We start from the raw sequence: 8,488 nt of genomic DNA, 5'->3' as shown, positions 1-8,488 counted from the left end.
GCGAAGCCCGCTGTTGGCCGTCGCTCATGTCAAACGTTCGGCTGCACAAAGGTAAAGCACGTGAGTAACGACCAACTCCCTCCCGTTCCGCCCCCTGTAAAGAGCGTCATTCCTCCGAGTCCAGGCGAAGTAATAACGAGCCTCGCGACGGGAACGACCTACACCATGGGCGAGAGCATCGGTGAGGGTTCCTTCGGGCTCGTCTTCGGGTGCACGGATAGATGGCGCAATGACCTTGCGGTCAAGGTGATGAAGCCGGTGCGCTCGTACGAAGAAGTCCAAGCGGCCACGATGGCCGAGGTCCAACGCCTCTTGCTGCTGCGGCACCCCCACATCACCTATGTGTACGATGCCTTTGAGTACCGTGACACCTTTTACATAGTTACGGAGCGCTGCTATTGTCCACTCACTCAGCTCTTTACCCTAGACAAATTCGATGGCTCAGTCTGGATCATGCCAATAGCCCGTTGTCTCTTACAGGCAGTCCAGTATCTCCATGTGAACCAGTATGCCCATCAGGACATTCACCTCAACAACGTCTTCGCGGCGTTTGCGCGAGACGAAATGAGTGCCGCGAATCCTGGGGCAATTAACTTTAAGCTCGGCGACTTGGGTGTCAGCAAGGTGTTTGGAGAACTGGACGCGGCGAATACTCTGGCCGAGTGGATGCGCCCACCAGAGGCTCTCGATCCCGAGGAGTACGGTCCGCTCGACCACCGAATCGACATCTATCACCTCGGCCTGTTGTTTCTACAGCTTGCGCACAGCAAGGAACTCCGATTCACCCGAGAGGAGATTCTCGCTGGCCGTCCTCGTGAGATGGCGCTGCAATTGTCGCCTCCTCTGAACTTCGCGCTAGAAAAGGCCCTCCGCCGACACGCCGCGTTCCGGGCGGGCAGCGCAGAGGAACTTTGGAGAGACTTGCAGTCCCCACCCGGTCTTCCTAACGCGACAGCACCAGGTGCGGGGTAACAAGCGTTTGCAGCCGACGGCGGCTAGCGAGAGAATGAGCCGCCGCGGCTGAAACGAAGTTCGGTCTCCAGCGTATAGGGGTCTTGGAGGCGAATTCTAACGAATTGTGCTCGGAATGTGCTCACGCCCACCGCTTTCCAGCCTATTCAGGCCTACTCAGGCCAAAATTGCCGGAAAGGGAAAACCCTTTGCCGGAGTTGGGCTTCCTGAGTTGGAGTGCTGTGGAGGAGGGTGCGTTCTGCCGAGTGTGAAGCAAGTGCTCTATCCGACTGATGCCACGCTTCCCGTTTCCTGTCTCTGCTTGGATTAGAACTCGTACGCGACGATCGTCTTCACCAGCAGATCGTCGCTGGCCTGGGTGAGGCCCACGCCGACGCCGAAATCCACGTCGGTGGGGCCGAGGGGGAATTTCGCGGCTGGAAATAGGTAGTGGGTTTGCGCATCCCACGGCTTCCAGTCGCTGAACTGGCCCAGCGAGCCGTAGAATTCCAGGCCGAGGCGGACCGGGCCCATTGGCGTGTACACCCCCGCGGCGTATTCGAACTCCACGCCCTCCTCCACGTCGGCGGTGCTGAAGGTCTTCTCGAAAATCGGGTTGATTCGCACGTTTACCGGCGCGAAGGTCTTTTCGAAGATCAGGCGCGTTTCCAGTTTCTCCGGTTGGTCGTACGCGGTATTGGGCATGTAGTACTCGAAGTACAAGGCGGTGTCCCAAAGCCGCTCGCCGGCTTCGAAAAGCCGGTAACGCGACACCACGGTGCGGAACTGCACGTACTCGAAACTCTCGTTCGGCGCGTCTTCGAAGTCCGCGTACGCTGCGATGGTCCAGCGGTCGGTCACGCCGTATTCCAACTCAACGGAGTGGCGGGACAGGCCCTCCTTGTCCACAGTCGTCGGCGGGCGACCCGCGAACTCGTACGACGCGCTGGACTGCAGCACGTGGTCGAACCAGTAGACGAGTTCAACGTCGCCCTGCGAAGGGGTCGCGTACCCGTAGACCTTGAAGCCGCGGGCCTCCGCGTCTGCCACACCGATAAACGGGAGCAGACCAATGAGCAACGAACCGCCGAGCCGATGATGTGCCTTCATAGATCCCCTTTCGTGGTGTCCGCGCGCGGGTCCACGCTGCGTATTGGCGCCGATGCAGACGGGCTCCGTCTTGACCTTTTGAGTCTCCTGGCTTGACTTAACATCTGATGACGATATATGATGACGCCATGCGGACGATCATTGAACTGTCTGAGAAGGCGCTGAAAGCGCTTTCGGAGATCTGCCTGCGAGAGAAGATCTCGCGCGCCGAGGCAATTCGGCGAGCGGTTGAGGCGTATACGAGCCGGAAGGCGCCACCCAGCGAAGAAGCCTTCGGCATCTGGCGCTCGCGCGATGTCGATAGTCTGGAATACCAGGACACTCTGAGGGCGGAATGGGTCGTCAGTGAACGCCGTCATCGATACAAACGTCCTCGTTGACTATCTCCGCGGCGTCGAGGCCGCACGGGCCGAACTGCAGCGTTATCGGGCGCCAGCGATCAGTGTGATCACCTGGATGGAGGTCTTGGTCGGCGCTCAGAGCGACGACGAGGACCGCCTCCTCCGAAGTTTTCTCGGTCGGTTCGAAATCCTACCCATCACGCAGGCCGTGGCGGATCAAGCCGTGCACATCCGACGCACCGACCGCCTTCGGCTTCCCGACGCGATCATCTGGGCGACGGCTCGAAGCCACGATGCCCTGCTTGTCACTCGCAACACCCGGGACTTCCCTCCCGACCACCCGAGCATTCGTATTCCCTATCAAGCCTAACCGCGGAGGAACGGGCATGCTCGCCCTACGCCCTGCCGCGGCCCTTCAGGCCTTTCAGGAACTCCCCGACCGACCGCGTGTTGAGCACGTCTGATTTCTTGACCCATCCCCGTCTCGCCACCGCAATGCCGTAGTGCAACACGCCAAAGTGGCTGGTGTGGTGAGCGTCGGAGTCAATGACGAGTTTCACGCCGGCTTCCACGGCTTTGCGCGCGTGTTCGTCCTTGAGGTCCATTCGATCCGGGAACGCGTCGATCTCCAGCACCGTGCCGGTGCGCTTGGCGGTCTTGATGACCTCGTCGATGTCGAGGTCGTAGGCCTCGCGCTTGCCGATGAGGCGGCCGGTGGGATGGAACAGGATGTCGGCGTTGGGGTTTTCCATGGCGCGGATCACGCGGCGGGTCTGCTCCTCCCTGGAGAGATTGAAGTGCGCGTGCACGGCCACGCCCACCACGTCGAGCATCGCCAGTGTCTCGTCGTCGATGTCGAGCGTGCCGTCCTTGTTGATGTTGACCTCCGCGCCTTTGAGGATCTTGATGCCGAGCCCCTTGGTGTTCGACTCGTCGATGGCAGCCATCTGCTTTCGCAGTTTCTTCTCGTCCGAGCCCTTGGTCATGGCGAGGCTCTTGGTGTGGTCGGTGATGGCGATGTATTCCAGGCCGTGCCGTTTGGCTTCGCGCGCCATGTCTTCGATCGAATTCGCGCCGTCGGTCCAGTTCGTCTGGGTCTGCACATCGCCGCGCAAGTCATCGTAGCCGATCACCTCCGGCAAGGTGCCGGCCAAGGCCGCGTCGATTTCTCCGGTGTCCTCGCGCAGCTCCGGGGGAATGTACGGCACCCCCAGCGCGGCGTAGACCTCTTCCTCGGTGCGCCCCGCGATCGACCGCTCGCCGTGGAACACGCCGTACTCCGACAGTTTGAGGTCCTTCGCGAGCGCCATTTTCCGCAACACGATGTTGTGCGCCTTACTGCCCGTGAAGTACAGCAGCGCAGCCCCAAAGCTCTCCGCCGGCACCACGCGCATGTCCACGTCCATGCCCGAACGCAGCTTCACGCTGGTTTTGGTCGGGCCGTGCGCGATCACGTCCGCGACCTCCGGCAGGCCGGCCAACGCGTCCATCACTCGCTGGGGCTCGCTGGACACCACCAGCAGATCGCCGTCCCCGATGGTCTCCTTGCGTCGCCGGATCGACCCGGCGACCTCCAGCCGCTCGACGCCGGGCACCGCGCGAAGTCGCTCAGCCAGCTCGCTCATCAGGGGCAGCGCCTCGCCCAACGGCACCCGACCTCCGCTCTGTTTGAGGAACGCGATGCCCCTGAGGATCTTCTGCTCGCTCTTCTCCCCGAAATGAGGGAGGTGCCTGACCTTTCCGGCTTTGGCCGCGGCTTCGAGATCGTCGATCGTCCTCACGCCCAGTTGGTCGTACAACGCTTTGATCATCTTCGGGCCCAGCCCTTCTATCCCGGACAGCGCTGTGACGTCGACCGGAGTTTTTGCGCGGAGCTCTTCGTAGTACGGGAGGCTGCCGGTGTCGATGAGGGTCGCAATTTTCTCGGCGGTGCTCTTTCCGACGCCGGGAATCTCCGCAACCGCCTTGAGCCCGCCGCGGTGGTAGACGTCGGCCAGCGGCTCGTCGAGCGATTCGATCGCGTGCGCAATCTTCTCGTACGCCCGCGGTCGAAACCTGTCGCCCTCCATGTCCAGGAACATGGAGATCTCCAACATGATCCGGGCGATGTCAGCGTTGGTCACGGCACATCCCTCGTCGGATTCATACCCCGATCGCCCGCAACGAGTCAACGTTCATCAACGAACCGATCCAGCACATCCGGCACCGGCACCAGACACTGGTCCAATCTGCCGAACCATCGATACCGGTTCCTCGCGACCCAGTCGTACACCCCGTCTCGGATGGGTCCGGGAATCACCCTCAGCAGAGAAACCGCCCGCCACAGGCCGCCCAGGTCCGCGGCCACGCGCAGCGCGGCCTCGGACTTGGTGAAATGGCGGCTCTCGTCCACCAACACAAAGGTTTTCAGCTCGTCCGGAGACAGCCCGACGCTCCGCAAGAGCCGCTGCCCCAATGGAGACTGCATGGACGCGAAGCGAAAGCGCTTGCGGCGATCGCGCTTGATGACGAAGAGGACCGTACCTGTGCACAATCGGCACACGCCATCGTATAGAATAAGCGGGGTCGGGACGCCCACTTGGACTTCCGACATCGCGCGTGGTGTGTTGGACACGTCGTCCTCCGGGCGGACAGCGGCAGCATAGCACAGCAGTCAGCGCGGACGCATGGAGGCCCAAAATCGCATTGCGTGACACAATCGAGGTCCCGGTATCCGTGACCACGTTCGCAAGCGGTCCGTCGGATCGCCCGAGTCGCGGGTTCGACTGGTGGCTGACCTCGTGCTCGTCCTGGATGGTCGTCGGTCTGTACCTGGACGGCTGGGCGCACCGCCATCTGCACGACCTCGACACGTTCTTCACCCCGTGGCACGGCGTGCTGTACTCGGGATTTGTGGCCTGTGCCGGCCTGCTCACGTGGCGACGCCTCCGATCCGGCACCCTCCCGCCCGGCTATGGCCCGTCGTTCCTTGGCGTCGGGATCTTTACGCTGGGCGGCGTCGGGGACCTCATCTGGCACACCCTCTTGGGGGTTGAGGTCGACCTCGACGCCCTCCTGAGCCCCACCCACCTGGCCCTGGCCGCCGGCGGGGCACTCATCATTTCAGGACCGTTCCGCGCGGAATGGCTTCGTCAGCGACGCGGGGCCCTCACGTTCAGCCAGGCCGTTCCGATGCTGGTCTCCCTGACGCTCGTGTGGTCCGTGTTCACGTTTTTCACGCAGTTCGCGCACCCGCTCGTGCACTTGTGGTCGGCAGGGCCGCCTCCCAGCGGTCCGTTTATGCCCCAGGCGCTGGGCATCGCCTCGATCCTGCTCCAGGCCGCGTTGATGGCCGGTGCGGTCTTGCTCGCGGTCCGCCGCTGGGACCTCCCGTTTGGCAGCCTCTCGTTGGTGATCGTGCTCAACGCCGCGCTGGTCGGCGGGCTGGAGAACCATCTCGGCTTTGTGTGGCTCGGTCTCGTCTCCGGCCTCATCGCCGACGCGTTATTGTGGACGCTCAAACCGTCGATCAGTCGCCCCACTGCGTTTCGCGTGTTCGCCTGCCTGGTTCCGGCGACGTTCTACGCTTTGTACTTCGCCGCGCTGGCCAGGGCCGCCGGCGTATGGTGGGCGGTCCCCATGTGGACGGGCTCGATCGTCCTGGCCGGCGCTGTCGGCTGGATGCTGAGTCTGTTGATTCTTCCGTCGACCGGCTCCCACCAAGCATGACACCGACCTGATCCGGTCGGGCTGCGGTATACTCACGCCTTGATGTTCACCAGCAGATGCTGACGTCACGAGATGTTTTCACGGGGCTGAGCGACCATGTCCGACACTCACGCGGTTGACTATCTGATCATCGGCGGCGGAATCGCCGGGACCACGGCGGCGGAGAGCATCCGCAAAAGAACTGCGGGGTCCGTCATGATCGTCACCAGCGAGGCGCATACGCTGTACTCCCGGGTGCGCCTGCCCGACTACGTGGCAGGGCAAATCACCCGCGAACGCGTGTTCATGAAGGATGAGCCCTGGTATCGCGAGCGGGGCATCTCGCTGGTGCGGGAACGCACGGTGCAGTCGTTGTCTCGGGCCGACCGATCCGTCCGCCTGAGCGACGGCTCGACCGTGCGCTACGGTACGCTGTTGTTGGCGATGGGCGGCGCGGCCCGCCATCTCTCGTGCCCGGGCGCGGACTGGGCCGGGGTGCACTATCTGCGGACCATCGATGACGCGGACCGACTGGTGTCTTCCATCTCGGCTGCGACCCGCGCCGTGGTCGTTGGCGGAGGGTTCATCGGCCTGGAACTGGCGCGAGGCTTCGCACAACGGGGGCGAGAGACCACGCTCGTCCTCATGGAGCCGCGCTTCTGGCCCCAGTTTTTCGACAATGAAGCCAACTCGATGGTCGAGAGCACCCTTCGGAACCACGGCGTCGACGTGCGCTATTCCGAGCAGCTTCAAGCGATCCGGGGCAATGGTTCCCTCCACGAGGCCGTGATGGCGACCGGCGCTTCCTTTTCGTGCGATATCATGGGCGTGGGGATCGGCATCGGCACGCTGCACCCGTTCATCAAAGACGCGGGGTTGGACATCCGGAAGGGCATCGTGACCGACGAGTACCTTCGGACAAGTGATCCGTACATCTTCGCTGCCGGCGACGTAGCCGAGTTCTTCGATGTGACTCGCGGCCAGAGCAACCAGATCGGAAACTGGTCCAACGCGATGGAGCAGGGAAAGGTGGCGGCATTGAACATGACGGGAGACGCCACGCCGTACCGGTTCGTCGGCAACTACGTGATCACCGTGTTCGGCCTCAGCGTGGGCCTCACCGGAGACCCCGCCGCGCCAGCGGGGACCGAAATCATCGCCCGTCGCTCACCCGAACGCGGAACCTACGCCCGCCTCTTCGTGCGCGACGGCGTCATCAAAGGCGCCGCGGTCCTCAACGCGCCCAAAGAAAACATCACGATCAGCCAGTTGATCAAACAGGAAATCCGCATCGACCACGTCCGTGCTCAACTCGCCGACCCGTCGTTCGACCTCAAGTCGCTGCTGACGACACCGTAGGACTCTGCTCTGAACGGCAAATCCCCCCTTGCCCCCCCTTTGGCAAAAGGGGGATGGGGGGATTTCGGGTTGATGGACAGGCTGCGGGCGCTATGCGCCAGCCTTATAAGAACGCCAGAGTGCTTCTGCTTCACCCACCAATGAACGATGTTTGGGCTCCCAGCCAAGCAAACGCTCCGCAAGCACCCCGGAAACTTGCTGGTCCAGTGCGAGCGCGTCCGCGAACGGGCCCATGCCTTTTCGGGCCTCGGCCAGGGGCGTAGCGATGACCTTGCCGCCGCATCCGGCGGCCCGACTCAACACCTCCGCGATCGATCGAACCGTGAGCCGCGACCCGTCGGTGGCGTTGAAGATGTGGCCCGCGGGCGCCTGCTCGACGACCCGAACGTAGAGATCGGCCAGATCGTCTCGGTGCACCATGGCCCAGTGGTTGCGTCCCTCACCGACGACGCGTACCGCGCCTTCTTTTTCAGCCGACGTGAACAGCATGGCCGTGATCCCCCCGGAGCCGCCGTATACGATGCCGGGACGAATGGTCCACGCCGTGATGCCACGCGCCATCCCGTTGTCGATCAGTTCTTCCACCGCGGGCCGCCACCCCACGATCTCAGCGGGGCGCTTGGTGGACCCGGACTCGTCCACGAACTTGCCCCCGGTATCGCCCAACACCCACACGCCGCTGGTGTAGACGAACCGCCGCAGCCCGTCCGACTGGGCCACCGCCTCCAACAGATACTCGACGAGTCGCCGGTCCACCACGCCCGCGTGCGCCGAGGCTTCGGCCGCAGTGTGGATGACCGCGTCGGTGTGTTTGATAACGACAGCGAGCGTCTCCGGGTGCGCGATGTCGCCCTGGACCGCCTTGGCCCCGAATCGCTCCACCAGCTTGGTCTTATCCGGACTGCGCGTGAGCGCACTCACGTCGTGTCCGGCCCGGCACAACGCCGCGACCACGGCATTGCCCACGTACCCGGTGCCCCCGGTGACGAAGATCTTCATGGACAGTCTCCTCGTGGGAAGGTACGCGCAGCATACTCGAA

Annotated in this window: 9 protein-coding genes; 5 read left to right on the top strand and 4 right to left on the bottom strand. The window is 63.1% G+C overall.

Annotation, left to right across the window (positions count from 1 at the left end; genetic code table 11):
• A partial coding sequence (locus AB1451_13345; GenBank protein MEW6683883.1) for a protein kinase occupies positions 1 to 972 on the top strand: 972 nt, incomplete at its 5' end.
• 306 nt (positions 973 to 1,278) lie between these two features.
• Here the strand turns inward: AB1451_13345 and AB1451_13340 are convergent.
• Positions 1,279 to 2,061 carry a hypothetical protein gene (locus tag AB1451_13340; GenBank protein ID MEW6683882.1) on the bottom strand — a complete coding sequence of 261 codons (783 nt, stop codon included), beginning with the start codon at positions 2,059 to 2,061 and terminating at the stop codon, positions 1,279 to 1,281.
• A gap of 107 nt (positions 2,062 to 2,168) precedes the next feature.
• Here AB1451_13340 and AB1451_13335 point away from each other — a divergent pair, with 107 nt between their 5' ends.
• Positions 2,169 to 2,441, top strand: coding sequence for a ribbon-helix-helix protein, CopG family (locus tag AB1451_13335; protein MEW6683881.1), 273 nt, complete (start codon positions 2,169 to 2,171; stop codon positions 2,439 to 2,441).
• A complete protein-coding gene (locus tag AB1451_13330; protein MEW6683880.1) occupies positions 2,407 to 2,772 on the top strand; it encodes a type II toxin-antitoxin system VapC family toxin in 366 nt (121 codons plus the stop codon). Before AB1451_13335 ends, AB1451_13330 begins: the two co-directional genes overlap by 35 nt.
• A 25-nt stretch (positions 2,773 to 2,797) precedes the next feature.
• Here AB1451_13330 and polX read toward each other — a convergent pair whose 3' ends face one another.
• Both polX and AB1451_13320 read right to left on the bottom strand, forming a co-directional pair.
• A complete protein-coding gene (gene polX, locus AB1451_13325) occupies positions 2,798 to 4,525 on the bottom strand; it encodes a DNA polymerase/3'-5' exonuclease PolX (GenBank protein ID MEW6683879.1) in 1,728 nt (575 codons plus the stop codon).
• 44 nt (positions 4,526 to 4,569) lie between these two features.
• The gene (locus AB1451_13320; protein MEW6683878.1) at positions 4,570 to 5,016 is read right to left on the bottom strand and encodes a DCC1-like thiol-disulfide oxidoreductase family protein; all 447 of its coding nucleotides are present in this window, start codon (positions 5,014 to 5,016) and stop codon (positions 4,570 to 4,572) included.
• A 71-nt stretch (positions 5,017 to 5,087) separates the two neighbouring features.
• Between AB1451_13320 and AB1451_13315 the strand changes: the two genes are divergently transcribed.
• Together AB1451_13315 and AB1451_13310 are read left to right on the top strand one after the other, a co-directional pair.
• Positions 5,088 to 6,110: a hypothetical protein gene (locus tag AB1451_13315; protein ID MEW6683877.1), complete on the top strand. Its 1,023-nt coding sequence runs from the start codon at positions 5,088 to 5,090 to the stop codon at positions 6,108 to 6,110.
• Between the two features lie 96 nt (positions 6,111 to 6,206).
• Entirely contained in the window at positions 6,207 to 7,448 is a 1,242-nt protein-coding gene (locus AB1451_13310) for an FAD-dependent oxidoreductase (protein ID MEW6683876.1), read from the top strand.
• Positions 7,449 to 7,538: 90 nt separating this feature from the next.
• Here AB1451_13310 and AB1451_13305 read toward each other — a convergent pair whose 3' ends face one another.
• A complete protein-coding gene (locus AB1451_13305) occupies positions 7,539 to 8,447 on the bottom strand; it encodes an NAD-dependent epimerase/dehydratase family protein (protein MEW6683875.1) in 909 nt (302 codons plus the stop codon).
• Positions 8,448 to 8,488 lie beyond the last annotated feature (41 nt).

This window comes from Nitrospirota bacterium (assembly GCA_040757335.1).
Lineage (GTDB): Bacteria > Nitrospirota > Nitrospiria > 2-01-FULL-66-17 > 2-01-FULL-66-17 > JBFLXB01.
Note: the sequence above shows the minus strand (reverse complement) of the source record. Positions and strands in the feature narration are given on the sequence as shown.

What these genes read in the sequence shown, in the direction of transcription:
- AB1451_13340 (MEW6683882.1), bottom strand. Translation starts at nt 2,061, where the DNA reads ATGAAGGCACATCATCGGCTCGGCGGTTCGTTGCTCATTGGTCTGCTC.
- AB1451_13335 (MEW6683881.1), top strand. Translation starts at nt 2,169, where the DNA reads ATGACGATATATGATGACGCCATGCGGACGATCATTGAACTGTCTGAG.
- AB1451_13310 (MEW6683876.1), top strand. Translation starts at nt 6,207, where the DNA reads ATGTCCGACACTCACGCGGTTGACTATCTGATCATCGGCGGCGGAATC.
- AB1451_13305 (MEW6683875.1), bottom strand. Translation starts at nt 8,447, where the DNA reads ATGAAGATCTTCGTCACCGGGGGCACCGGGTACGTGGGCAATGCCGTG.